Source organism: Microbacterium sp. AG790, assembly GCF_003634765.1.
GTDB lineage: Bacteria > Actinomycetota > Actinomycetes > Actinomycetales > Microbacteriaceae > Microbacterium.
The window spans coordinates 19,615-45,460 of sequence record NZ_RBWZ01000006.1 but is presented as its reverse complement, the minus strand read 5'-3'; the positions used below and the strand labels follow the sequence as shown (position 1 = coordinate 45,460).

At 69.1% G+C, this 25,846-nt stretch carries 23 protein-coding genes; 10 read left to right on the top strand and 13 right to left on the bottom strand.

All coding sequences use genetic code 11. The features are described 5' to 3' along the window. The first annotated feature begins 47 nt into the window (after positions 1-47). From DEU37_RS00810 to DEU37_RS00785, 6 genes are read left to right on the top strand one after another with little or no spacing between them, the layout of a single operon-like run. Complete coding sequence (locus DEU37_RS00810; protein ID WP_121188822.1) at positions 48-341, top strand: type VII secretion target; 294 nt, start codon at positions 48-50, stop codon at positions 339-341. Then, positions 338-1,744, top strand: coding sequence for a hypothetical protein (locus DEU37_RS00805; protein ID WP_121188821.1), 1,407 nt, complete (start codon positions 338-340; stop codon positions 1,742-1,744). Before DEU37_RS00810 ends, DEU37_RS00805 begins: the two co-directional genes overlap by 4 nt. Beyond that, complete coding sequence (locus DEU37_RS00800) at positions 1,741-2,322, top strand: hypothetical protein (RefSeq protein ID WP_121188820.1); 582 nt, start codon at positions 1,741-1,743, stop codon at positions 2,320-2,322. The genes DEU37_RS00805 and DEU37_RS00800 overlap by 4 nt, the downstream gene beginning before the upstream one ends. 8 nt (positions 2,323-2,330) lie before the next feature. Further along, positions 2,331-2,900, top strand: a complete 570-nt coding sequence (locus DEU37_RS00795) for a hypothetical protein (protein ID WP_121189594.1) — start codon at positions 2,331-2,333, stop codon at positions 2,898-2,900. 11 nt (positions 2,901-2,911) lie between these two features. Then, positions 2,912-3,466 (top strand): hypothetical protein, encoded by a 555-nt coding sequence (locus DEU37_RS00790; protein ID WP_121188819.1) that lies wholly within the window; start codon positions 2,912-2,914, stop codon positions 3,464-3,466. Positions 3,467-3,520: 54 nt separating this feature from the next. Continuing rightward, positions 3,521-4,756, top strand: a complete 1,236-nt coding sequence (locus DEU37_RS00785; RefSeq protein WP_121188818.1) for a DUF2254 domain-containing protein — start codon at positions 3,521-3,523, stop codon at positions 4,754-4,756. Between the two features lie 30 nt (positions 4,757-4,786). Here DEU37_RS00785 and DEU37_RS00780 read toward each other — a convergent pair whose 3' ends face one another. The 10 genes from DEU37_RS00780 to DEU37_RS00735 form a co-directional block, all read right to left on the bottom strand. Continuing rightward, positions 4,787-5,764 carry a GlxA family transcriptional regulator gene (locus tag DEU37_RS00780; RefSeq protein ID WP_121188817.1) on the bottom strand — a complete coding sequence of 326 codons (978 nt, stop codon included), beginning with the start codon at positions 5,762-5,764 and terminating at the stop codon, positions 4,787-4,789. A gap of 200 nt (positions 5,765-5,964) precedes the next feature. After that, positions 5,965-6,999, bottom strand: coding sequence for a LacI family DNA-binding transcriptional regulator (locus DEU37_RS00775; RefSeq protein ID WP_259457084.1), 1,035 nt, complete (start codon positions 6,997-6,999; stop codon positions 5,965-5,967). A gap of 14 nt (positions 7,000-7,013) precedes the next feature. Continuing rightward, complete coding sequence (locus DEU37_RS00770) at positions 7,014-8,402, bottom strand: glycoside hydrolase family 13 protein (protein ID WP_121188815.1); 1,389 nt, start codon at positions 8,400-8,402, stop codon at positions 7,014-7,016. A 2-nt stretch (positions 8,403-8,404) separates the two neighbouring features. Continuing rightward, positions 8,405-9,226 carry a carbohydrate ABC transporter permease gene (locus DEU37_RS00765; protein WP_121188814.1) on the bottom strand — a complete coding sequence of 274 codons (822 nt, stop codon included), beginning with the start codon at positions 9,224-9,226 and terminating at the stop codon, positions 8,405-8,407. Beyond that, positions 9,223-10,167 (bottom strand): carbohydrate ABC transporter permease, encoded by a 945-nt coding sequence (locus DEU37_RS00760; protein WP_005051828.1) that lies wholly within the window; start codon positions 10,165-10,167, stop codon positions 9,223-9,225. The genes DEU37_RS00765 and DEU37_RS00760 overlap by 4 nt, the downstream gene beginning before the upstream one ends. A gap of 8 nt (positions 10,168-10,175) precedes the next feature. Then, positions 10,176-11,429, bottom strand: coding sequence for an ABC transporter substrate-binding protein (locus DEU37_RS00755; protein ID WP_259457083.1), 1,254 nt, complete (start codon positions 11,427-11,429; stop codon positions 10,176-10,178). A gap of 36 nt (positions 11,430-11,465) precedes the next feature. Next, positions 11,466-13,193 carry a glycoside hydrolase family 13 protein gene (locus tag DEU37_RS00750; RefSeq protein WP_121188813.1) on the bottom strand — a complete coding sequence of 576 codons (1,728 nt, stop codon included), beginning with the start codon at positions 13,191-13,193 and terminating at the stop codon, positions 11,466-11,468. Positions 13,194-13,264: 71 nt separating this feature from the next. Further along, complete coding sequence (locus DEU37_RS00745) at positions 13,265-15,139, bottom strand: alpha-amylase family glycosyl hydrolase (RefSeq protein WP_121188812.1); 1,875 nt, start codon at positions 15,137-15,139, stop codon at positions 13,265-13,267. Positions 15,140-15,358: 219 nt separating this feature from the next. Beyond that, positions 15,359-16,459 carry a glycosyltransferase gene (locus DEU37_RS00740; protein ID WP_121188811.1) on the bottom strand — a complete coding sequence of 367 codons (1,101 nt, stop codon included), beginning with the start codon at positions 16,457-16,459 and terminating at the stop codon, positions 15,359-15,361. Position 16,460: 1 nt separating this feature from the next. Further along, the gene (locus tag DEU37_RS00735; protein WP_121188810.1) at positions 16,461-17,672 is read right to left on the bottom strand and encodes a glycosyltransferase; all 1,212 of its coding nucleotides are present in this window, start codon (positions 17,670-17,672) and stop codon (positions 16,461-16,463) included. Between the two features lie 119 nt (positions 17,673-17,791). Here DEU37_RS00735 and DEU37_RS00730 point away from each other — a divergent pair, with 119 nt between their 5' ends. From DEU37_RS00730 to DEU37_RS00715, 4 genes are read left to right on the top strand one after another with little or no spacing between them, the layout of a single operon-like run. Next, the gene (locus tag DEU37_RS00730) at positions 17,792-18,397 is read left to right on the top strand and encodes a hypothetical protein (protein ID WP_121188809.1); all 606 of its coding nucleotides are present in this window, start codon (positions 17,792-17,794) and stop codon (positions 18,395-18,397) included. Beyond that, complete coding sequence (locus DEU37_RS00725) at positions 18,394-21,609, top strand: GH92 family glycosyl hydrolase (RefSeq protein ID WP_121188808.1); 3,216 nt, start codon at positions 18,394-18,396, stop codon at positions 21,607-21,609. Before DEU37_RS00730 ends, DEU37_RS00725 begins: the two co-directional genes overlap by 4 nt. Positions 21,610-21,651: 42 nt before the next feature. Further along, the gene (locus DEU37_RS00720) at positions 21,652-22,425 is read left to right on the top strand and encodes a potassium channel family protein (RefSeq protein WP_121188807.1); all 774 of its coding nucleotides are present in this window, start codon (positions 21,652-21,654) and stop codon (positions 22,423-22,425) included. Positions 22,426-22,429: 4 nt separating this feature from the next. Then, positions 22,430-23,794: a DUF2252 domain-containing protein gene (locus DEU37_RS00715; protein WP_183043550.1), complete on the top strand. Its 1,365-nt coding sequence runs from the start codon at positions 22,430-22,432 to the stop codon at positions 23,792-23,794. Between the two features lie 3 nt (positions 23,795-23,797). Here DEU37_RS00715 and DEU37_RS00710 read toward each other — a convergent pair whose 3' ends face one another. The 3 genes from DEU37_RS00710 to DEU37_RS00700 are packed head-to-tail and all read right to left on the bottom strand — an operon-like array spanning position 23,798 to position 25,839. Next, positions 23,798-24,241: a heat shock protein transcriptional repressor HspR gene (locus DEU37_RS00710; RefSeq protein WP_121188806.1), complete on the bottom strand. Its 444-nt coding sequence runs from the start codon at positions 24,239-24,241 to the stop codon at positions 23,798-23,800. A 2-nt stretch (positions 24,242-24,243) separates the two neighbouring features. Further along, the gene (locus DEU37_RS00705; protein ID WP_121188805.1) at positions 24,244-25,227 is read right to left on the bottom strand and encodes a DnaJ C-terminal domain-containing protein; all 984 of its coding nucleotides are present in this window, start codon (positions 25,225-25,227) and stop codon (positions 24,244-24,246) included. Positions 25,228-25,242: 15 nt separating this feature from the next. Then, the gene (locus DEU37_RS00700) at positions 25,243-25,839 is read right to left on the bottom strand and encodes a nucleotide exchange factor GrpE (RefSeq protein WP_121188804.1); all 597 of its coding nucleotides are present in this window, start codon (positions 25,837-25,839) and stop codon (positions 25,243-25,245) included. Positions 25,840-25,846: the final 7 nt, after the last annotated feature.

Genomic DNA, 25,846 nt, shown 5'->3' with positions numbered 1-25,846 from the left:
CAGTCCTCCCCATCGCGACGATTCCGGGGCTCACCTAGAGTGACGGCGTGGCCGATCTCGTCGTCAATACGGAGAACCTCCGAAACCTCGCGAACCAGCTCGCGACCGTCCACGGCACCCTCACTGCCGCAGACGGCGACGCGCGCGACCTGGCGGGCATGATCCCGCACGCCGGACTCGCGTCCGCCGTGGACGAGTTCACGTCAGGATGGGACCGGCGCCGCAAAGACCTCGCCGATCGCGTGGACCAGCTCCAGAAGCGCGCCGACGGCACCGCCGATGCGTTCGAAGGCGTCGACAGCCAGCTGGCCGACAAGCTCACGGAGGGGAGCAACGGATGAGCATGACACCCATCGGCGGCGACGTCGCCGGCATTCGCGGACACGCCTCGCGGTACAGTTCCACGGCCCGCGCAGTGTCGGAGGCGGTGGAGATGCTGCAGGCGGTCATCGACGCGTCGCAGCAGGAGACGAGCGACGCCGTCGACGCCCTGGCCGGCACGATCGGCGACACGAAGACCTACCTGTCCCGCATCCGCGAGCGCTACGAGGTCGCGGGCTCCGCGCTGAGCACCTTCGCGAACGAGCTCGAGCAGGCGCAGCAACAGGCGGCATCCGCCATCGCGGCGCACGACGACGCGCAGCGTCGGCACAGCTACGCGCAGCGCCATCTCTCGGAGGCCCGCGACGCGACCCAGCAGACCGTCGACCCGGGCGAGCTCGCCGAGGCGACGGATGCCGCGCGGCGCTACTCCTCGATGAGCACGACGGCCGCGACAGACCTCTCCCACGCTCAGGCCGCGTATGACGCCGCGCTCGAGCGCGTGCAGCGGGCCGGCGACGCCGCGGCATCCACGATCTCGCAGACGGTGTCCAGCGATGAGCTCAACGATTCGTGGTGGGACAACGTCCTGGACTGGGTGAACCAGAACGCGGAGTGGCTGAAGGTCGTCAAGGACATCCTGACGGTCGTCACCGCCATCGTCGGCGTGCTGTCGATCTTCTTCCCCGTGCTCGCACCGATCGCACTGGGGCTCGCCGTCCTGTCGATGGGGCTGAGCTTCCTGTTGGCCTCGTCGGGCGACGGGTCATGGTTCGACTTCGCGCTGGATGCCATCGGCGTGCTGACCTTCGGCGTCGGCAGCGCCGCGCTGGCCGGTATCAAGCTCGGCACGGTCGCCCTGCGCGGCGGCCGTGCGGCCACGCTGGCGGTGCGCAGCCCGGGGATGGTCTGGGGCAACGGCGCTCGCCAGGTCATCGGCAATCTGCTCGATCGGGGCCTGGTCGGCTCGGTCCGTCAGCCGATGCGGATGGTGGCCGAGGAGAGCGCGAGCGTGCTGTCTGCGCGGCCGAACTTCGCGCAGGTGGTCACGCACTGGGGCGACGACGCGATGAAGGCCATCCGCGAATCGGACAGCATCATCATCTCGGAGTTCGACCAGATCGCGTCGCAGGCACGGCTGGGCGCCGGGGGCGCCATCGACAACCTCGTGACGAGCAGTGTCGACAGCCTTAAGGGCGTCGTCGGCACGATGGGCAAGATCGGCTCGTCGCTCGACGCCTACAACATGGTCGGAATCGGGATCAACCGCAGCGACCAGCTGGTGGACTGGGTTCAGGACCAGAGGGGAGTCCAGACGCCGCTGGGCACCCTCACCAGCGGCCTCAACGAGGTGTACGGATTCGTTCCGGGGCTCTTCGAGGCACCGATGGGGGCGGACTGGCGCAGCCCCTCCGTCCCATGAGTCTGCAGCGCCAGGTCGAGTGGGAGGCCCGCTTCGGCGACGGCCTCTTCGTCGCAACGATCCTCTGGATCGTCTTCGGCGCCCTGCCGACGATCGGGCTGCTGGTCGGACAGCTCGTGACCGGCGGCTTCGTGAAGAGCGGGGATGTCCCCGCCAGTTTTCCGGCGTTCATGCCGCCCTGGTGGGCGGCCTATCCCATGACGCTGCTGCTCGTGGTACTCGCGCTGGGTTCACTGCCGCTGCCGCTGCGAGGCCCGCGGGCGACGACTCGCGGCACGCTTCTCACGGTTCTCGTGCTGACCTTCGGCACCACGCTGTACATCGCCGCGGCCGCGGCCGCGGCGGAAGCCCACCAGGGCCGCGTCAACTTCTTCGGGGTCGACACCCTCGTCTTCATCCAGTTCTTCCTGATCATCATCACGGTCGCGCGCATGCTGCTGGGCGCGCTGCGCCTGCTCCCGCGACGGTGGCGGGAGTACATCGACGAAGACGGTACGGTGGTGCCGCCGAAGGAGATCGTGCGCCGCTCCCCGCGACGCCCCTGGGACTGGGCGAGTCGCCGCCCCCCGCGACAGTGAAGGACACCGTGAACGAGATCGCGCCGCCACGCTACCGGCTCGTGCTGCCGCCGGGGTTCCTGCTCATCCCCGTGGCGCACTCGACCGACGACGAGATCGCCGACCTCGTCCGTCGCCACTATCGCGACCTGCCTCGCGACAGCTACGGCCCGCAGATCGACCGGACCGCCGCTCAGCTGGTCGCCTCTGCGCGCAGCGCCCGCGAGGCCGGCGTACTCGACCTCATCGTGCCGATGGGCGTGCCGTGGCGCGCGCCGGTGTCGCTGGCGATCGCGATCAGCACCGGCCCGGCACCGGATGCCGACGGGACGGAGCCCTCGGCATCCGAGGTCAGCGAGACCGTGACGACATCCGCGGGCGAGGCCGTCCGGGCGACCGAGAGGTTCGCCGTGCCCGCAAGCGCCGACGAGATGGCACCGCTCATGCGGGTGCGCTTCCACTGGCCCATCCCGGGCAGTGACCGGCAGCTGCTCGCCGTCTGCACGATCAGCGGCACGGTCGACCCCGAGCTCGCGCCGATCGTCGACGCGCTCGCGGAGCTGGGCGATCTGCTGCTGCAGACGCTCCGCTGGGATTGAGAGGAACCCTCATGGCCATCGACATGGACTACGACCTCGACCGCTGGGTCTACGTACCGAACCTCTTCCCCTGGGAGTCGTTCGGCGACGAGGAGCAGTGGGCGGATGCCGTCGCGCGCGCCTTCGGCGGCGAAGGGCGGACGGCCGCACCGGCGGAGCTGGTCGACTGGCTGCGCGCGTACCTCGTCGGCGCGGTGCGCAGCAACCGATCGGGAACGATCCGCTTCGTGCATCTGCCGAACATCACCGCGCCGCACGCGATCGTCGACGTCTACGACATGCCGCGTCGCGACGACGTCGCACTGATCGATCTCACACACGAGAACCAGGAACCCGCTGTGCGCGAGCCCGAGGTCGTGCCGTTCGACTCGGAGCATCTCGGTGCGGGCGTGAAGTCCACCCGGTGGGTGCGAACCGAGGCCGACAGGATCGTCCGGGCCACCAACTGGGTGTGGCGCACCGCTGACCGCGACATCGTCGTCCTGACGGCCAGTTCCGATCTGCCCCTGGCAGAGGCTCTCGACCCGGTCGTCGACGAGCTGGCCCGCACGATCCGCCTGGCCTGACGCTGCGAAGTGGCCGGCGGCGCCTCGATAGAGTCATGAGTCGGAGAGGACAGGATGGGTAAGTCAGGACTCTTTCTCGCGCGGCTCGCACGTCGCATCTGGTTCCGGGCCGCGCTTCTGACCGTTTGCGCCGTCGCACTCGCCCTCATCGCCGGAGCTTTCGGAACGCTGATCCCGCTAGAGCTGACGATGGATCTGGGCCAGGGCGCGGTGGGGTCGATTCTGCAGATTCTGGCCAGTTCCATGCTGGCGGTCACGACATTTTCCTTGACCGCAATGGTGACCGCCTATTCCTCGGCCACGACGCAGGCCACGCCCCGAAGCACGCAGCTGTTGATGGACGACACCACCTCGCAGACCGTCCTGTCGACCTTCGTCGGCTCCTTCGTTTTCTCGCTCGTGGGCATCATCGCCCTCTCGACCGGGTACTACACCGACGAGGGGCGCACGATCTTGTTCCTCGGGACCTTGGTCGTCATTGTCATCGTGGTCGTCACGCTGCTGCGCTGGATCGCCCATCTCACACGCTTCGGTCGTGTCGCCGACGTGATCGACCGCACCGAGAACGCCGCGACGGATGCCGTGCGGCGATGGGCGAGTGCTCCCACCGCCTACGCGGCGACCGGCAGTGATGTCCCCGGCGACGGCGCCGAAGTGTATGCCGAGTCCACGGGCTACGTCGGGTTCGTCGACCTCGATTCCCTCCAGGCCATCGCTCGGCGCTCGGTGACGCGATTGGCGGTCCTCACGATGCCCGGCGCCATGGCGGACGCGAGCGGACCGCTCGTCCGAGTCGTTTCCGGCACTCTGCCCGCGCAGGAGTACGCGGCAGTGCGGCGCGCGTTCCATGTGGAGAACCACCGAACATTCGATCAGGACCCTCGCTTGGGCGTCATCGCCCTGGCCGAGATCGGCAGTCGTGCGCTGTCATCGGCGACGAACGATCCCGGCACGGCCATCGACGTGCTCGGATCGCTGCAGCGCGTGTTCGCGACCGCGCTCGGCGCGCAGCGGTCGGACGAGGTGCGCCACGACCGCATCGAGATCGAGCCGGTCTCGCTTGACGATCTCATCGACGACGGGTTTCGACCGATCGCGCGTGATGGCGCCGCGATCATCGAGGTCGCCATTCGCCTTCAGAAGACACTCGCCGCCCTTGCGGCCGCATCCCCGGCGCATGCCGCCCTGTTCCGCGCCGTCGCCGACGACGCCCGCGCCCGCGCCGACTCCGCCCTGCCCGCCCAAGACCGTGAATCGCTGCAGGCTCTCACCCGACGGCTCTGGGCATGATGCTGCACCGTCCGGGCGCAGCACCGGCGGTCAGGATGCCATCACAGCGGCATCCTCGACGACGCACGTGAAGCGCGCGCGGTAGGCGGTGGGCGTGAGCCCCAGGGTGCGCGCGAAGTTCTGCCGCAGGACGGCCGCCGAGCCGAACCCGCACGCCGACGCGATGGCATCCAGGCCCAGATCGGTCTGTTCGAGCAGACGCTGCGCGTGGATGATGCGCTGGCGTCCCAGCCAGGCAGCGGGCGTCGTGCCGTAGTCGGCTTTGAATCGGCGGGCGAAGGTGCGCGGCGACATGTGCGCGCGGGCGGCGAGCTGGTCGACCGACAGATCGAGGGTGAGGTTCTCCAGCATCCACTCGGTGACCGGCGTCAGCGACATCGAGGTGGATTCGGGCAGCGGCTTGGCGATGAACTGCGCCTGCCCGCCGTCGCGCTGAGGCGGCACCACCATCCGCCGCGCGATCGTGTTTGCCATCTCGGCGCCGAGCTCGATGCGCAGCAGATGCAGACAGGCGTCGAGACCGGCCGCCGTGCCGGCGCTCGTGATGATGCGCCCGTCCTGCACGTACAACACGTTCGGGTCGACGTCGATGTTCGGGTACATCTCAGACATCGTGTCGGCGTAGCGCCAGTGCGTCGTCGCGCGCCGCCCGTCGAGAACGCCCGCGGCGGCCACGACGAACGCGCCGCTGCAGACCGTGAGCACCCACGCCCCGCGCTCGACGGCGCGGCGCACCACGGCGGACACGCGTTCGTCGACGCGGGCCCACTGATCGCGCGGGATCGGGGTGATGACGACGAGATCGGCCTCGTCCGCGAACGAGAGGTCGTCGTCGACGTTGATCGAGAAGCGCAGGTTGCTCGGCACCGCACCCGGGTCGGGCGCGACGACGCGGAAGTCGAAGTTCGGGATGCCGTCGTCCGACCGATCGAGGCCGAACGCCTCGCACGCCAACCCGAACTCGAACGGCGCGAAACCGGGCTGGACGACGCAGGCGATGGTCTTCATGGCAGGAATCCTACCCCTTTGCGCAGTCCTGCCACTCGCGGCTATTTTGCTACGTGCGTATCTTTTCTGCCATGGTCATCTTCTTCCTCGTTCTCGCACTCGTCATCGTCGTATCGGTCGGCGCGACCGTTCGCGCCCTCATCACCGACGACTACCGGCCGGTGCCGACCGACCGGTCGCGCCTGCCGTGAGGACGCTGCCTACCCGGCGGGCGCCGGGCCCGTGGACTCACGAACCAGCAGCGCCGTGCTCAACCGCCGCTGATGCACGTCGATGATCGTCTCGTCTGACGCGGCGATAGCCTCCACGAGATACTCCGCCGCCAACCTGCCCTTCGAGACGATCGGCTGGCGCACTGTCGTGAGAGTCGGTCGCGTCCATCCCGCTTCGATGAGGTCGTCGAATCCCGAGACGGACAGGTCGCGCGGAACGTCCACCCCCGCCTCTCGCGCACCGTCGAGCACGCCCACGGCCAGGATGTCGCTGAACGCCACGATGGCCGTCGGACGACGAGATGCCTCCCACGCGCGACGGAATGCGGACGCGCCGCCGGCACGCGTGTTGGGCGCTTCGACGATGTCGATCCCGTCGTCCAACAATTCGATACCGACCTTCGCCAGCGCGCGGACCGCCCCGTCCAAACGCTGTCGGACGGCGCCCCGCCACGCCGCGCGGCCCCCATCGGCCTCCGTCTCGAAGGCGACGAAGGTGAATCGGCGATGTCCGAGACCGACGAGGTAGTCGACGACTTCCTCCATCGCCGCACCATCGTCGATGTCGACGCGGGAGACACCATCGTGATCCTCACTGTCGACAAGCACGAAAGGCACTCCCCGCTGTTGCAGCGCCGTCACTTCGCCCCGATCGAACTCCAGACCGCAAACGATGAAGCCATCCACGGCCGCGTAGGGGATGGCTTTGAGCATCGATCCGCGCAGGGGCGGAGCCAGCAGCAGAGTGAAGCCCTCGCGCTGACACACCTGCCCGATCCCCTGCATGAAGAGCGTGTAGTAGGGGTTTTCCAGAACACGGTCGAGTTGCTGCGGCAGCAGCAGACCGAGGCTGTCGGTACGGCGCCGACGCAGCATCCGGGCGGCCGGATCCTGGGAGTACCCGAGCTCGGATGCCGCGGCGAGAATGTTCTCGAGCGTCGTCGCAGAGAGCTTCCGCGGGTCGTTGTAGGCCAAAGAGACGGCCGACTTCGAGACCTTGGCGCGGTCCGCGACGTCCTGCATCGTCGGTCGCCGGTTCATGCGCCGGCCCCGCCGAATGGGCGGCGTGCCATCAGCGCGCCGCCGGCGCGAATGCGCCAGTTCCGGGCCGAGACGTCTCCGTCGACGTCGACGACCGTCCAGTCCTGATCTCCGCGCAGCTCGGCGTGCGTCGCCGGGTCGACGTCGATGCCCTGCCCCCGATGCACGATCGCCACCACCTGCTCATCCTCCCAGAGACGCGACACGAGAACGGTGTCGGCATCCAGTGCTGATACCTGCTGCGTTCCGCGACGCAGCGCCGGCCACTGCGCTCGCCGTCGCGCAAGCGCACGGACACCCTCGTACAGGGCCGTCGACCAGCGCTCGCGATCCCACACCATGCCCGCTCGGCATCCCGGATCGTTCTGCCCGCGCATGCCGACCTCGTCGCCGTAATAGACCATGGGCGCTCCCTCGGCGGCGAACAACAGCGTGAATGCAGCGAGAGTCGACTGCTCGTCATCGCCGTGTCGCGTCAGCAGGCGTTCCGTGTCGTGGCTGCCGAGCAGGTTGAGCATTCCGCGATGGAATCCCTCCGGGATGCGAGCGCGCAGGCGGTTCATTCCCTCCGCGAACGCGAAGCCGTCGATCGTACGATCCGCGGTGAAGCCGAGCACCAGGTCGCGCAGGGTGTAGTTCATGGTCCCGTCAGCGAGGTCACCCGTGAGCCACTGCTCGGGCTCGCGCCACTCCTCCGCGACGATGTAGAGGTCATCGTCGCGGTCCTTCACGATCCGGTGGAATTCGCGCCAGAAGCTCTGGTTGATGAAGTAGGGGACATCGAGCCTCCACCCGTCGATTCCCTGGTCGATCCAGTAGCGCGCCACATCGCCGTGGTGCGCGCGCACCTCGGGGTTGTAGGCGTTCCACTTGGGGAGGTACCAGCAGCCGGAGCACGTGCGGTAGTTGGGGTTGCCCTCCTCGACGTTCACCGGAAAGCCTTCGACGGAGAACCAGTTCACGTAAGGGGAGGCCGCCTCACGGTCGACGACGTCACGGAATGCCCAGTGTCCGTCGCCGCAATGGTTGAGCACGGCATCGAGCACGACGCGGATGCCGCGCGCGTGAGCATCGTCGATGAGCGATCGGAACGCATCGAGGTCGCCGAGACGATGGTCGATACGAAAGTAGTCGACCGCGTCGTAGCGATGGTTGGTACCTGCCTCGAAGATCGGCGTGAGGTAGATCGCGTTCGCTCCCACTGCGGCGATGTGATCCAGGCGTGCGCGGATGCCGGCAAGATCCCCCCCGAAGAAGTTGTCGCGCGTCGGCTCGGCATCCCAGGCCACCACGTCCGGCGGGTTCAGCGACGGATCCGCGTTGGCGAAGCGGTCGGGGAAGATCTGGTAGAAGACGGCATCGGCGAGCCAATCGGGAGCGGGCATGGTCAATCCTTCAATCCGGTGGTGGAGATGCCGCGAACGAGCGCGCGCTGGAAAACGAGGAACACGACGATGGCCGGGATCGTCGCCGTCAACGTGCCGGCCATCAGATAGTTCCAGCTCGTGCCGTAGCGACCGACGAACGACGAGAGCCCGATCTGGATCGTGCGGAAGTCATCGGTGTTGGTGACGAGCAGCGGCCAAAGGAAGTCGTTCCACGCGAAGAGGAAACTGAAGATCGCGAGGGTGGCGAACGCGGGCCTCGACAGTGGCACGATGATGCGGAAGAAGGTGCCGATCCGGCTGCAGCCATCGATGCGCGCGGCATCCTCGAGCTCGGTCGGAATCGTCGAGAAGTACTGGCGCAGCAGCACGATGCCGAACACGTCGGCCAGGCGCGGCACGATCAATCCGGCGTACGAGTCGATCCATCCAAGATCGGCCACGATGGCGTACGCGGGGATCACGGTCACGAACGTCGGGATCAGCAGCATCGCGAGCAGGACCACGAAGAGCGTATTGCGTAGCGGGAAACGCAGGCGCGCGAACGCATAGGCCGCGAGCGCGTCGAGGACGAGGTGTCCGAGCACGATGCCCACGGTCATGATGATGCTGTTGAGGTAGTACTGGGCGAACGGCGCAGCCTGCCAGGCTCTGACGTAGTTCTCCCAGTGCCACGAAGTCGGCAGGATCGATGTGTTGGTGTAGGTCTCCGCACGACTGAGGAGCGAAGTCGTGAACATCCACAGGAACGGGACGACCACGACCACGGCTCCCAGAATCAGGACGATGTGGCGCGCCGCGCGTACACCGAGCGATTGCCTCATCGCGTGTCCTTCCCCGAGCCGCTGACCCGCCACTGCACGAGGGTCACCCCGAGCACGAGCAGCAGCGTCACGAACGCGATAGCTGTGCCGTAGCCGAAGTCCCCGAGCCGGAATGCCGTGCGGTACATGAACATCCCCAGCACGTCCGTGCCGCCGCGCGGGCCACCTTCGGTGAGGACGTAGACCAGGTCGAACGCTTGGAAGCTGGTGATGAGCGCCTGGACCACCACGAAGAACGTCATGGGCGACAGCAGCGGAATCGTCAGGAACCGCAGCCGCTGTCGTGCCGACGCACCGTCCAGCTGTGCGGCCTCGTAGATGCCGTGTGGGAGGGCTTGCATCGCCGTCAGATACAACACCGCATTGAACCCGATGTTCTTCCAGACCGTCAACAGGGTGAGTGCCCCCAACGCGAGCCAGCGGTCCTGCAACCAGTCCGGCCCGTCGATGCCGATCTGAGCAAGGAGCGCATTGACGAAGCCCGACGGGTCGAGCATGTAGCGCCAGACGATGGCGGCCGCGACCGAAGACGTGACCGCCGGAAGGAAGTAGATCCCCCGGTAGAGACCGCGCCCGCGCAAGGGCGCGTCGAGCAGCAGGGCCACCGCGAGCCCCGTGACGACGCTCAGGACGCAGACGCCCGTCGCGTAGAGCACGGTGACGAAGAGACTGTTCCAGAACTCGGGATCCTGCGACAGCCGGAGGTAGTTGCCGACACCGATGAACTCCTTCGTGGGGTCGAAGCCGTTCCACGCCGTGAGACTGATGTACCCGGCCGAAACGATCGGGTAGAGGACGAAGATCGCCAACACGACGAGGGCGGGCGCGAGAAACAGCGCCGCCGTGAACACCTGCTCGCGGTCGTAGCGATGCCTGACGCGGGGGTGGGACCCGCCCGACGTCGCAGACGTCGGACGGGTCCCTCGGGTTGTGATCGTCACCGCAGCGCTCAGCCCTTTGCGATGACGGCGTTGACGGCTTTCTCTGCCGCTGCCAACGCGTCCGACACCGTCGCCTCGCCCGCGAGCGCCTTCTCGATCTGCTGCGCGAACGCGAGCGAGATCTGGGGGTAGAGGGGCGTATTGGGCCGGGCGTGAGCGACAGCCATCTGCTCGACGAACGGTCGCAGCAGGGGCTGAGTCTTATCCACCCAGCCGAGGTAATCCGAGCCCGTGGCTACCGAGTTCAGCACGGGGAGCATGCCGGTCTTCTCGCTCCAATCGGTGACCTGCGCGGGCTGGAGGAACCATCCCAGGAAGTCGGCCGCCGCCTTCGTCTTGGCGTCGGAGTTCTGGAAGACCATCGCCTGCTCGCCGCCGAGATTGGTCGCCGGGGCACCATCCTTCGGATACGGCACCTGCGCGGCGCCGAACTCGAACGGCGGGTCGGCGGCCCAGATGCCGACCATCCACGAGCCCTCCTGCGCGGACCCACCCTGCCCCTTCTCGAACTCGCCCCACCGGGCGTAGGGGCTGGCGCCGGAGGAGATCAGATCGACCCAGTACTGCAGGGCCTTCGCACCCTCTGGGGTGTTGAAGGCCGCCGCCGAGTTGTCGGCAGTGAGGAACTCGCCGCCCGCCTGCCACAGGTTGACCTGGAAGTTCCAGGTCAGACCCTCGCCGTTGTCGCCGGCCTGCGTATACAGGTCGTACCCGGGCATGCCGGTGGTGTCGAGGATCTTCTTCGCGTCAGCCTTGAGCTCATCCCACGTGGTCGGGGGCTTGTCCGGATCGAGGCCCGCCTTCTGGAAGAGGGTCTTGTTGTACATGTAGCCGAGGTTGTTGGCCGAGACAGGAACGGATACCTGCGACCCGTCGATCGTGCCGAATCCGGTGAGCGCCGGATTGATGTCCGAGAGCGTGTCGGCGGGCAGCAGAGTGGACAGATTCGCAAGCGATCCGATCTGCGCGATCTGCGGGACCCAGACGAGATCGCCGATTGCGACATCGGGAAGCGTCTTCGAGGTCGCGGACGCCCGGAGCTTGGTGAGGAAGTCGGCGTTTGGGACGTTCGTGGTGACGATCTTCACACCCGGATGAGAGGCGTTGTAGGAATCGACCATGGCATCGAAGGTGTCGGCGTTCGTGCCGTCCCAGTAGTGCCAGATCGTCACGGTGGTGGTGTCGGTGGCCGCGCCGGTCGACGAGGAACAGCCGGCGAAGGCGAGGGTGCCGGCCACCCCCACGGCGAGTGCGGCGGTCATTCTGCGGTGCATCATTGCTCCAATCGGGTGGTGTTCTCAGTGGTGTTCGGGGGAGGTCGAATCGGACGTAGCCGGCGAGCGCACGGGCAGCGCGTACCAGGCCGTGCTGTCCGAGGCAACGTTGTCTGGTGCGGCCGGAGCCGTGGCGAGGATGCGCTCGCCGGTGGGCCAGATCTCGGGGACGACGAAAGCGTCCGGCCCCGTGTTGACGACGCACAGCGTGCAACCGCGTTGGAACGCGAGCACGTTACTCACGCCGGTCTCGAGCCAGAGGAGCGGGTCGGTCGGCGCAAACCGCTCGCGGCGCCGCCGGAGAAGCGTGCGGTAGAGCGAGAGCATCGAATCGGGGTCCACGTCCTGCGCCGCTCGCGCGTAGGCTCCGAACCACGCCGGCTGCGGAAGCCAGGTGGCGCTCGCCCCGCTTCCGAAGCCGAAGTCGCCGGGATCCTTCGTCCAGGGCAGCGGGACGCGACATCCGTCTCGGCCAAGATCCGCGCCCTCGGAGCGGAGCCAGATCGGGTCCTGTCGCGATGCCTGCGGCAGATCGAAGACCTCCGGAAGCCCCAACTCCTCGCCCTGATAGAGGTACACGGCGCCGGGCAGCGCCAGCAGCATCGCGACCGCCGCGGCAGCGCGGCGAGACCCCAGAGCGATGTCGACCGATCCGGTGCGGCGCGCCGCCGAGATCATGTCTGACGGATCGACCGCGTCCAGCAGCTGGGCCTGCCCATATCGGGTGACGGTGCGGTGCACGTCATGGTTGGACAGCGTCCAGGCAGGCGGGCCCTCGGATGCGGCGAGCCCCGTCGAGATCGCCTCCCGGAGGCGGGCCGCGTCCCACGGCTGGACGAGGAGATCGAAGCTGAACGCCTGATGCAGCTCGTCCGGTCTGAGGTAGGCCGAGAGTCGGCTCGCCGAAGGCACCCAGACCTCACCGACGAAGTACTTCGGGTCGGGGTAGGCATCGCCCACCGCCCGCCAGTCCCTGTAGATCTCGTGCACTTCCGGCTGGTCCCACATCGCTGCATTGTGACCGCCGGTGCCGTCGTCGGCTCCGGGCCAATCGGGCAGCCCCAGCGCTTTGACGTGGCCGTGCGCGACATCGATCCGGAAGCCGTCGACCCCGCGATCGAACCAGAACCGCATGACGTCGCGGAAGTCCTCGGCAACGTCGGGGTTACGCCAGTTGAGGTCGGGTTGCGCGGAGTCGAACGAGTGCAGGTACCACTGGCCCGGTTGCCCGTCGGCTTCGACGATGCGCGTCCACGCAGATCCGCCGAACACGCTCAGCCAGTTGTTGGGCGGGAGCTCGCCGTCAGGCCCGGCGCCGGCGGCGAAGTGGAAGCGTCGACGCTCTCGGCTGCCCGGCCCCGCCCGCAGGGCCGCTTGGAACCAGGCATGCCGGACGGAGCAGTGGTTGGCGACCATGTCCATGAGGACGCGGATGCCGAGGCGATGGGCGTGCGCCACCAGCGCGTCGAAATCCTCGAGCGTGCCGTAGGTGGGGTCGATCGCACGGTAGTCCGCGATGTCATAGCCGTGATCAGCCTGGGGCGAGACATAGCAGGGGTTGAGCCAGATGGCGTCGCAGCCGAGGGCGGCGATGTCGGTGAGACCGGCGATGAGTCCGCGGAGGTCACCGATGCCGTCTCCGTCGCTGTCGCGGAACGACCGCAGGTACACCTGGTAGACGACGGCCCCCTGCCACCAGGCAGGGGTGGGAGTGGCGCTGTCGGTGACGACGCGTGGTTCGAGAAGAGTCATGGAGATTCCTGAGGTGGTGCCCGGGCGGCGCATATGGCGGCCGCACCGCCCGGGCGGCTGTGTCCTTCCGCTCAGAAGGTGGGATAGATGTCGATCGTGCTTCCGCCGGTGCCGGTGAAGTTGCCTCCGCTGGACCAGGTCGCGTCGTCGATCAGCGGTTTGAACTGGAACGTCTGTCCTGCGGGGATGCGCTCGAGTTCGAACTCCCACACGTCACTGGCGACGTTCCTGGCGCCGCGACCCGCGGTCCAGGTGAAGGGATAGGCGTCGCCGCGGATAGCGATCGAGTGGCCGAGCCCGGTGTTGTAGTGCACGCGGATCTTCGTCGTGTTGCGCGCGGCGGGCGCGTAGGCCGATACGGGCGTCCCCGGTGCGTACACCTTCGACTCGTGCTCACCGAGGCTCACGGTGATCTGCTTGCCCGTGGTGCCACCGGCGGTCACCGTGACCGTGTCGGAGGTGTTCATGAGGTTCGTGAGCACCGTGCCGACGGGCAGCGAGCTCTCGGCGCGCAGCGGGATCGTGCGGGTCTGCGTGTTCCATGAGTTGGACGAGATCGTGATGGCCTCCGCGCCCGTGGAATCGACCCGGCGCGAGAACCCGTAGACGTTGGTGTCCGCCCACATCTCGCGCTGAGTGCCGACCTGCAGGGCCGGGTACGCCTTCTTGATCGCGGTCAGACGCTGGATGTGCGTGTAGATCGGAGAGGTCTGGCTGAAGCTGGACATGTCCTTGCGGTTGTCCTTGTTGGCGATCGGCACCTCACTCGCATTTCCGTTGCCGTTATCGGCCTGCTCGGTGCCGTAGTAGATCACCGGCACGCCGCGAGAGGTCAGCAGGAACGTGAGCGAGGAGCGCAGGCGCTGATAGTTGTCGTCCGCCCAGGTCAGAAAGCGCGCCCGGTCGTGATTGTCGAGGAAGGTCTCGAGCCGGTTCGGATTCTGGTACTTGTAGTCCTGCGCGAACAGGGTGCTCAGTCCCGTCATGCTCGTGTCAGCGGCGAAGGCGCTGCGGGCGGCGAAGAAGTAGGGGAAGTCGAGGACGCCCCACTCGTAGTTCTGATAAGGCGCGACGTAGTCGACATCGCCGACGAAGACCTCACCGAACGTGGGAACGCCCATTGCCGTCTGGAAACTTGCCAGCCACGACTGGGGGATGGAGCGCGCGGCATCGACACGGATGCCGTCGAAGCCCATGTCGACCCAGTCCTTGTACGTGTTGATCAAGTAGTTCGACACCGTGGGGTTCGACTGGTCGAGATCGTCGAGTCCACCCAGGTCGCAGTTCTCGATCTGCGTCTGGGTTTCTGTGCCGTTGAACAGGCAGTCGCCGTTGTGATGGAAGTAGGCCGGGTTGTCCAGCGGCGACGCGGGCTTGTAGGTGCTCGGGGAGTAGGTCGTCGCCGTACCCGCGAGGTAGTCCGCTGTGTGGTTCGGGACGACGTCGAGGATCATCTTCAGGCCTTTGGCGTGCGCCGTGTCGATCAGGGTCTGAAGTTCTGCGGTGCTGCCGAAGTGCTGGTTGGGCGTGGCGAAGTTCTTGGTGAAGTAGCCGTGGTAGCTGGCCTCCAGCCCGTCGCGCGACAACGGCTGTTGCTCCGACACCGGCGAGATCCAGATGGCCGTCACGCCGAGCCCGGCGATGTAGTCCAGCTTCTGGGTGAGGCCCTTCCAGTCTCCGCCGTGGTAGAAGCCGAGATCCGACGGGTTGTACTCGCCGGCGCCCTGGTTGTTGTTCGTCGAGTCGCCGTCGGAGAAGCGGTCGACGAGGACCTGGTAGATGACGTCGCCTTCCGCGAGCGGGCCGGGCGACGGGACCGTGGTGGTGGCGGCGGCGGGTGCACTGAGCGCGGGGGTGATGAGCAGAGCGGCCACGAAGGTGGCGATCGCCCCGAGGCCGAGCACCTTTCGACGTTTCGTCGGAACGGTGGTGTCTTCACGGATCATGCGGTGGACTCCTTACGACTTCGCTGTCGGAGTGCGTACCGGCCGCCAGGCTTGCACGTGTTTACTGGATCGATGCAACACCCCCGAGCCTGTGGCTGTCAAGATGCAGTTCCTGACGCCGTTTCGACTCGGTGCCGTGCGCCTCGCTCAACGACCGGGGGCGGGACACACTCCGGTCGTTGAGCGAGCGCAGCGAGTCGAAACGCCTCCTCCGCGGCGTCAGCGCCGGCGCGGCAGGCGCTCGAGCGCGTCGAGCAGCACGGCCGCGGAACGCTCCCACGAGAACCGGGCGATGTGCGCCGTTCCTGCGGAGATCACGGCGTCGCGACGCGCGGGATCGTCCAGCTCACGCACCGCGGCGGCGAAGGCCGCGGCATCCACGCCGGGCGCGTACAACGCACCGTCGCCGGCGACCTCGCGGAAGATCGGCATGTCGGTGACGACGGCGGGCACGCCCAGCGCGAGCGCCTCGGCGACCGGCAGGCCGTAGCCCTCGTCGAGGGATGCCGAGACCAGCACGGCACGGTCGGCGAGCAGCGCGGCATACTCGGCATCCGTGACGCCGTTGTGGAAGCGCACCGCTCCCCCGCGACCATCGACGAGGCGCTCGAGCTCGGCACGCCGGTCGGCGGAGATGCGCGACAGCAGGTGGAGCGTACGCCCGGGCAGCTCCGCCATGGCTCGGATGAGGGTCTCGACGTTCTTGTAGCCCATGAAAGAGCCCATGTAGACGAGGTTGTCGGCGCCGGGCTCGACCCGCGCCGCCTCCGGCAGGAGGCCTGCGAGCCGCTGCGGCGCGTTCGGGATGACGACGACGGGTCGCCTCGTCAGGCGAACGCGCGCGAACTCGGCGGCGCTCGTCTCGCTGACGGTGGCGACCAGGTCGGCGGCGTCGAGCGTCAGCCGCTGCGGCACGTACGACAGATGGAACAGCCGCCAGCCGACCCGGACGTACCACGGCAGGTTCCGCGGCGGCGTCCGGTGCCGGTAGTAGATCGTGTCGTGCAGGGTGAGGATCAGTCCGAAGCGGCGCCCGAGCGCACCGATGGTCTGCATCGGCGAGAACACGGCATCCGGGCGATACCTGTTCAGCAGCAGTGCCGTGAACGGCTCGCGTACCGCGGTGGGGGCGTGGATCCGCAGCGCACGTGCGCCCTCCGGCAGGAGAGCCCGCTGCGCCTCGTCGTGGATCAGGAACACGACCTCCACACCCCGCGCGGCTGCGCCACCGGCGACGGCTGCGGCGAGCTCGGCCGAGTACCGGCTGATGCCGTCGTGGAAGTCGGTGCGGATGTACCGCGCGTCGAACAGCAGGCGCATGTCAGCCGTTGAGGGGCTCGCCGCGGTAGAGCTTCTCGAATGTGTCGAGGGTCTTCTCGATGTCGTGGATCTCCACCCCGTCGAGCGACGCCTGCTGCATGCGCAGGTACTCCTCCGGCGAGGCCGTCAGCACGCGGCGCAGCTTGTCGGCGAGGTCGTCGACGTCGCCCGGCGCGAACAGGTACCCGTTCTCCCCGTCGTGGACGAGGTGCGGCAGCGCGACGGCATCGGCGGCGACGACGGGAAGGCCCGAGGCCATCGCCTCCATCGTCGCGATCGACTGCAGCTCGGCGATCGACGCGATCGCGAAGACGTCGGCGCGTGTGTACGCGGCGCGGAGGTCGTCCTCCTCGACGCGGCCGTAGAAGGTGACGCGGTCCTGGATGCCGAGGCGTTGCGCGGTCTGCTCCAGCGCGCGGCGCTGGTCGCCGCCCCCGACAATGTCGAAGGCGATATCGGGCAGTTCCGGCGCGAGCTTCGCGATCGCCGCGAGCGTGACCTCGACGTGCTTCTCGGTGGTCAGCCGACCGACGAACAGCACGCGGTTGTGGGGCCGCGGGGTCAGGTTCGGCGTGTAGTTGCGCTTGTCGATGCCGCAGCTGATCGGGATGACGCCCGTGATGTCGATCGTGCTCTCGAGGAACTCCGCGGCCTTGCGCGTCGGCGTGGTGACCGCGCGCGACATGTCGAACGTGCGCTTCGCGTCGTCCCACGCGAGCTTGACGACCACCTTGTCCAGCAGGGGCGGCAGGGTCGTGAAGTCGAGGATGTTCTCGGCCATGACGTGATTGGTGGCGATCACGGGGATGCCGCGCTGGCGTGCGATGCGGGTGAGCGCACGCCCGAGGACGATGTGCGACTGACTGTGCACGACATCGGCCGGCACCTCGTCGAGGAGTTTTCGGGAGTAGTGCTTCGCGAACCACGGCAGCACGAAGCGCAGCCAGTCGTGCGGAGGCCAGCGCCACCCGGGCGGCCGGTGCACCGTGATCCGCTGACCTTCGATGATCTCGTGGAAGGTGCCGTGGACAGAGTGCTTGACACTCGGCGTCATCACGTGGACGTCGTGGCCCCGTCCGGCAAGGCCGGCAGCGAGGCGCTCGGCGAAGCGGGCAGCGCCGTTGACGTCGGGGCTGAACGTATCGGCAGCGATGACGATCGTGAGCGGCCGAGGAGCGGGATGCGGGTCGTCGGGTGTCGCGGAGTCGGTCACGGGGTGCGAGGCCTATCTGTGCGGCGGCGGCAAGACCGCGGATCACGGAGCCACCCAGGGAAGTCTACCCGAGGGCCCTGTTGCCGCCGGGAAGGACCCGTCCCGCGTAACGTGGTGTCATGGCCCGACTGACCGCCGATGCCGACCAGACGCGCTGGGTTCCCATCACCGACTCGTTCGGACTGCGGGGACGTCGCGCCCGCAAGAAGGCGATCCGGATGCTGCTGGGTCAGGCCAACGGCATGCTGGGCGCCGAGCCGCGCCCGGGCGGCGCGTTCGCAGCCTGGGCGATGAGCCAGGCGGCGCCCGCGCTCATGCGCAAGGCCGCCGGACGCGTCCTGGTCTGGGTGTGGAGGTCCGACCCCGAGCTGGTCGTCGTCATGGCGCAGATCCAGCAGCTCACCCCGCAGTTGCGGACCGCGCGCGCCATGATGCCGATGGAGTACGACGACACCGAGGACTTCCGCGGCACGTACCTGGGCACGGGAGAACGGTTGGTCATGCCGACTCCGCCGGCCCGGGACGGCGCCGCGACGCCGCCGCCGTTCGCGACCTACACCTGGGACACCGGGACGCATCTGATCACCGTGACGGCGACCGGGGGTGATCGGGAGCGCTTCGGCACGGTGATCCCGGCCGTCGACGAGCTCGCCCGATCGCTGCGGGTCGTCGACGACGTGGTCGCCGGCGAAGCGGGGCCGGTGCTGCGGATCGACCCCGCATGATCTTCCTGGAGCCGGCGGACGGCCCCGCCGATCCGCCCTCGTCGCGCCCGCACGCAGGCGTCCTCGGGGGCCCGGTGTTCCGTTTCGGCTTCCGGCCGGGCGAGGGTGCACAGCGCGTCGCGGTGCCCGGGCTCGACGCGGTCGTCTGCACCGCCGACACGGTGCTGCACTGGGCGTTCTACGCCGACGGGGATGCCGCGGTGCACGCACCGTGGGCGCCGCTCGCGGTGACGGTCGACGCCCGCGTCGGCGAGGAACGTCTCAGCGACGATGTCCGCGTGCGCGACCGCTACGGCTTTGCTCTGGATGCCGAGAGTCAGTTCGCGGCGGCGTGGAGCATGCCCGAGCAGTGGAACGCCGACACCGTGAGCCTCGCTCCCTTGGCCGGGCGGACCGCGGCGGTCGAGATCGTCCTCGGGACGACGGCGCTGGCGACCGACGCCCGCACCCCCGAGGAGGTGACCGGGTTCGTCGAGGTGCGGATCGAGGAGGCACCGGCATCCACCTCTTCGCCGGCCGAACGCGTGGACACACGGCGCGGCTCGCACGCCGGCGACCGCTTCTCGCGCGGCAACACGATCCCCGCGGTCGCGGTGCCGCACGGGTTCACCTTCCTCACCCCGGCGACCGATGCCCGCGACCAGCGCTGGCCGTACCGTCCCTTCGTCCACGACGACGAACGGGGCCGCCGCCTCGAGGCCGTGCAGTTCTCGCATCAGCCCAGCCCGTGGATCGGCGACCGCGGAGTGCTGCAGGTCATGCCCTTCGACGGCATCCCCGTCTCGTCGCCCACGGCGCGGCGACGCTGGATCGCACCGGGCAGCGAACGCGCCCACCCGCACGTCTGGTCCGCGACACTCGACGGCGACCTGCGCGTCGAGGCGACGGCGAGCGACCACGTCGGACTCTTCCGGGTCGAGGGCCGGGCCCCCGACGCCGACGTCGGCTTCATCATCGACCAGCCGGGAGCCCACGGCGCGCTCACCGCCCACGGCGACAGCGTGCGGGGCTGGGTCGGCGAGGCCGACCCGCGGTGGGGCAACGGGCCGCGGACGTTCTTCGCGGGTGTCGTGCGGGGGACACGGGTTCACGCGGGCCGCCTCGACGACGACGGGCGGGGCGAGCGCGCCGGCTTCGTCGCCGGCACGGGCTCCCTCGAGCTGCGCATCGCGATCTCGTTCATCTCCGTCGAGCAGGCGCTGCGCTCGCTCGCTCTGGAAGCGCCCGCGGAGGTGACGTTCGACGAGATCCGCGACCGCACGCGCGGCGCCTGGGACGCGGTGCTCGACCGTGTGCAGATCCCGCAGCTCACGGCATCCGAGCGCCCCTTCCGGGGCCTCGCCGACGCCGACACGCGCGCACAGCTCGCGTCGGCGCTGTACCGCCTGCATCTGTACCCGAACGCTGCGCAGGAGAACGCCGGATCTGCCGAAAACCCGCAGTGGGTCTACGCCGATCCGTTCGCCCCTACCGGCGCGCACACCGACACGCACACCGGAGCGCCGATCGTCGCCGGGCGCCTTCCGGTCAACAACGGCTACTGGGACACGTACCGCACCGCGTGGCCGATGCTGAATCTCGTCGACCCCGTTCGGGCTCGTGAGCTGCTGGACGGCATCCTCGAACCGCAGCGACGTCACGGCTGGATGCCGCGGTGGACGGCACCCGGCTACGTGGACGCGATGGTGGGCACCTCCAGCGACCAGATCCTCGCCGACGGCGAAAGGTGGGGACTGCTCGACGACGCCGAGACCGCCCTGTCGTCCGGGTGGCGCAACGCCGCCGAGCGCGCGCCCGACGCCCGCCGGGGACGCAAAGGCATCGGACGGGGACGCTTCCTGGGGTTCATCCCGCGCGACATCCACGAGGGCATGAGCTGGAGTGTCGAGAACGCCATCAGCGATGCCGCGCTGGCGCGGCTGGCGCAGCGCCTGGCGGCGACCTCGGCGGGCGAGGACGCCGCACGCCATGAGGCGTTGTCGCGCTGGCTGGGAAACCGCGCTCTCGCCTATCGGCAGTTGTTCGATCCGGCCGTCGGGTTCTTGCGCGGACGCGACGCCGACGGCCGCACGGCGGGCGGACGCTTCGACCCGCGCGTCTGGGGCGGCGACTACGTCGAGACGAACGCGTGGGGGATGTCCGTGAGCGCGGTGCACGATCCGGGCGGACTCGCCGAGCTGTACGGCGGGCCGGCGGCGCTGCGCGCGCACCTGGACCGCCTGTTCGACGAGCCCGAGACGGCCGACCGCGCCTTCGCCGGGACGTACCACCGGGTCATCCACGAGCAGCGGGAGGCCCGCGCACTGCGCAGCGGCATGTGCGCTGTCTCGAACCAGCCCGCGCACCACATCCCGTACATGTACACCGCGACCGACCGGCCCTGGCTCGCCGGTGCGACAGCGCATCGGCTCGCACGACGCCTGTTCGCGGGCGGTCACATCGGGCAGGGCTTTCCCGGAGACGAAGACAACGGTGAGATGAGCGCATGGTGGCTCTGGGCGGCGCTCGGTCTGTACCCCCTCGAACCGGCCTCGGGCGCTCTCGTGATCGGCTCACCCCTGTTCGATGACATCACCGTCGACCGGTCCGCCGGCACCCGCCTGCGTGTGCGGACGCGCCGCATGAGCCCCGACGCGCGGGTGCTGCGGGCAGCGCGCCTGAACGGCGAGCTGCTGACCGCGCCCGTCCTGCCGGTGGAGACCTTCGGCGCCGACCACGACGGAGACCTGCATCTGGAACTCGAGTTCGCCGACGACCCCGACGACGCGGCGGTCGCACTCTGGTCCCGGCGCGAGTCCGCCGCGCGCCCCTGGCAGGCGGACCTGACAGGCGGCGCGGGGCGCGGCATCCATTCTCGGGGCGTCTGGCACACTCGGCGCCTCTTCGACGACGGCGCACGGCGCGGTGACCGCGGCACGCGCCTGCGCGCGGGCGCCTGGGCGGGATGGGCATTTCCCGCGGTGAGGACCGTGACGGATGCGACACTGACCGCCGTCGACGAGGCGGATGCCGCGGCGCTCGCGTGGGAGGCGAGCGACGACGGCTCCTCGTGGCGCCCCGTCGAGGTGACCGCTCCGACCTCGCTGCCCGCCGACCGGACGACACCGTTCCGGTTCAGCGCGCCGGTGCCGGCCCGCTTCGTGAGGGTGCGGGCCCGCTCCGGCGTGCGCCTGCGACAGATCGAGCTGTTCGACCTCGGTGACAGCACCTGAGCGCACGGCGGGGCGCGCACCGCGGCCGCTATCGTGGCGGATATGAGCGAGCGGGAGCGTCCCCGGCGGACCCTGTCTCCGCGCGTGCTGCGCTGGGAGGACCGCACCGCGTGGCCGATGTTCGCCCTGTCCCTGCTCTTCTTCGCCGGGTGGGTCTGGAGCCTGGCGGACACCCGGCTGGACGCGCACCAGCAGGGTCTGCTGCTCGGCGCGATCGGGGTGATGTGGGCGGTGTTCATCGCCGACTTCCTCGTCCGGCTGGCCATCTGCGGGTCGGCGCGCGAGTTCTTCCGCACCCGCTGGTTCGAGGCCGTGTCACTCGTCATCGTCTATCTGCGGCCGTTCGTGATTCTCGCCTACCTCTGGCGCCTGCCGTGGTTTCGCACGCGGCCGTCCCGCCAACGGGTGCGGCTCGTCATCCTCGTGTCGCTGTTCACGTTGCTGTTCGTGTTCACGGCATCGACCCTGGTCTGGCTGGCGGAACGTCAGGACTCGCACGCCAACATCATCGACCTCGGCGATGCGATCTGGTGGGGGTTTTCGACGCTCGCGACGGTGGGGTACGGCGACTTCGTCCCCGTCACCCCGCTCGGACGCACGATCGCCGTCGGACTCATGATGGGCGGCTTGGTCGTGCTGGGCGTCACCAGCGCCACCGTCATCTCCGCGCTCACCGACCAGATGCACCGCGTCGGGCAGCGGCTCGAGGAGGACCGGGCGGCAGCGATCGGACGCGGCACGGCGTCGGCGTCCGCCTCCACCCCGGTCCGCGCGGACGCAGACGCCGCGGGCGGCCCCGATTCGGTGCCATCATGAGCGCATGACCACCGCCGCCTGGACCGCGCCCGCCTCTCGCCAGGTCGCCTTCGAGCAGGGTCGGGCGCTGCGGAGGGAGCTGCCCCGCCGGATGCTGGCGGAGCTGCCGACGCGTCAGCGCGATCCCCTCGGCATCCTCGCCGCGCAGGCCGCCACGCGGGTCGCAGAGCTCGTGCCGCTGCGCGACGAGCGGATGTCCGCCAGCCCCTTCGCGTTCTACCGGGGCACGGCGGCGCTGATGGCCGACGACCTCGCCGCCGGCGCGCGCAGCGACATCCTCGTCGCCTCGTGCGGCGACGCGCACGTCGCGAACTTCGGCTTCTACGCGTCACCGCAGCGCACGCTCGTGTTCGACCTCAACGACTTCGACGAGTCCGCCTGGGCCAGCTGGGAGTGGGATCTCAAGCGCCTGGTGACCAGCATCGTGGTGGCCGGTCAGGCAACCGGACGCGACGATGCGGTGACGGCGGATGCTGCGCGCGCGGCCGTCCGCCGCTACGCCCGCGCTCTGGCCGTCGGGGAGCGGGCCACTCCGCTCGCCCGGTTCTACCAGCACTTCGATGCCGCCGGTGCCCTCGTCACCAGCGGCAAAGCGTCGCGCAAGGTGCTGCGCGCCGCGATCGCGGATGCCGAGAAGCGGACCGGCGACAAGGCCGTGCGCAAGATGACCGAGGCGGATGCCGACGGGCGGCTGCGCTTCGTCGAGCAGCCGCCGACGATGACCCGCGTCACGCCCGACGTGGCGGCAGCCGTCGACGCGTCCCTCGCCCAGTACATCTCGACGACGCGCGCCGACGTGCAGCTCGTGCTGTCGCAGTACACGTTCTGCGATGTCGTGCGTCGGGTGGTCGGTGTCGGCAGCGTGGGGACCCGGTGCTACATCGCCGTCTTCGTCGACGGCGACGGCGCCGCGCTGTTGATGCAGGTGAAGGAGGCAGGGCGCAGCGTGCTCGACGAGTACGGCGGCTGTGCACAGCCGGAGGAGGTCACTGCCTTCGTCGACAGCCACGGTCAGGGTGGCCGCGTCGTGGCCCTGCAGCGCATTCTGCAGGGGTCGTCCGACCCGTTCCTCGGACACTTCCGCGGAGAGAGCGCCGACTACTACGTACGCCAGTTCCGCGACATGAAGGGCGGGATCGACGCCGAGACGCTCGAGGATGCACCGTTCCGGCTCTACGCGCAGGCCTGCGCGACGGTGCTCGCGCGCGCCCACGGGCAGTCGCCGAACGCTGCGCAGATCGTCGGCTACCTCGGCGAAGGACGGGCGGCCGCCGAGGCCATCGTGGAGTGGGCCTACGGCTACGCCGCCCTCTCGCGTGCGGACTACGGCGCCTTCGTGGATGCCGTGGCGGCGCGCACCGCGAGATAGCGGCTACCGCTCGGACTCGGCATCCGCCAGCGGAAGCGGACGCCAGAGCACCACCTCGGTCGCCCGGCGCACACGGGTGCCATGACGCAGCGTGACGACCGACCCCGTCGCCCCCGCCGCGAAGACGCGGGAGCGACGGGCCAGTTCTTCTTGCAGACGCTGCTCGAGTTCGGCGACGCGCCGACGCAGACCGCGCGCCTCGTTCTCGAGCTCGATCAACCGCGAGATGGCGGGCAGGCTCATGCCCTCCGCCGAGAGCGCGGCCACCTCGCGCAGCTGCTTGACGTGCCGCAGCGAGTAGCGCCGCGATCCGCCTTGCGTGCGCCCGGGAACGACGAGTCCGAGCCGGTCGTACTGACGGAGGGTCTGCGGGTGCATGCCGGCAAGCTCCGCGGCGACGGCGATCGCAAAGATCGGCGCTTCCTCATCGGGTTGCCCGTCGGCCATGCTCACTCCCGAGCCTTGGCCATGAGGTCGGCGCGCGGGTTCTCCTTCGGCTCCAGCTCATGGAAGCGCTGAAGCGCTTCCATCGCCTGATCGTCCAGATGCGACGGCACCGCGACCTGCACCTCGGCGAGGAGGTCTCCGGTGCCCTTCGCGGTGTGCACGCCGCGACCCTTGACCCGCAGCACGCGCCCGGAGGGCGTGCCCGGTGCCACACGCAGCTTGACCGGATCTCCGCCCAGGGTCGGCACCTCGATCGTGGCGCCGAGCGCGGCTTCCGTGAAGGTGACCGGAACCGTGACGCGCAGGTTCAGTCCGTCGCGCACGAACACCGGGTGCGGGCGCACCGAGACGCTCACGACGATGTCGCCGGGCTCGCCGCCGTCGGGTGACGGGCGCCCGCGGCCACGCAGACGGATCTTCTGGCCGTCGGCCACGCCGGCGGGGATCTTCACCTTGAACGGCTTGCCATCCTCGCCCGCGAGGGTGATGGTCTCACCCTTCACCGCGGTCTGGAAGTCGAGCGTCGTGCGCGCGGTCACGTCGGCGCCGCGCTGCGGGCCGCCGTAGCCGCGGAATCCACCGGTGGACTGCCCGAACCGGCCGGAGCCGAAGCCGCCGCCTTGGCCGAACATCGAGAACAAGTCGTCGAAGTCGGCCGACTGGGCCGATCCGCGCGACTGGCCGAACCGGCTGAAGACGTCCTCGAAGCCCCCGCTGCCGGCGCCGGGCGCCTGGAAGCGGGCACCCCCGGCGCCCATCGCGCGGATCTGGTCGTACTCCTCGCGCTGGCTCTTGTCGGAGAGCACGGCGTACGCCTCGCTCATCTCCTTGAACTTCGCCTCTTTGGCAGGATCACCCTGCGTCGAGTCGGGGTGATACGTGCGGGCGAGCTTGCGATACGCCTTCTTCAGGTCGGCCTCGGACACGTCCTTGGAGACGCCCAAGACCTTGTAGAAGTCCTTGTCGAACCAATCCTGACTGGCCATGGACACCTCCTCCCGTCAGTCAGCGGAACCGGCGACGACGACCTTGGCCGGTCGCAGCTCGATGGTGCCCAGGCGGTAGCCGACCTCGACGACGTCGAGGATCGTGCCGTCCTCCACCCCTCCGGGGTTCGGGGCGTGGAAGATGGCCTCGTGCTGCTGCGGGTCGAACGCCTCGCCCGCCACACCGTAGGTCTCCACGCCCAGGCGGGCGACGACGGCGCGAAGCTTCTCCGCGATCGCCGCCAGGGGCGATCCGTCGACCAGGTCGCCGTGCTTCTCGGCACGGTCGAGGTCGTCGAGCACCGGCAGCAGCCCCTTGGCGACCGACCCCTTCGCGCGGGCGATCTCCACCTCACGCTGCTCCTCGGTGCGGCGCCGGTAGTTCGCATACTCCGCCTGCAGGCGCTTGAGGTCCAACACCAGATCGCGGTCCTCGGGCGAGGCCTCCGCGACGGCGGCCTCGTCGGTCTGCGGCGCGTCGAGGATGTCGTCGACGGTCAGGTCGTCGCCCTCACGCCGGTCCCCCTGCGAGTCGGGGCCGGAGGCGTGTGCCTCCGACCCCTCGTCACCGGGGACTTCGTCGATGGGCTCTTCGAAGTCCTTGTTCGTCATGGTTCGA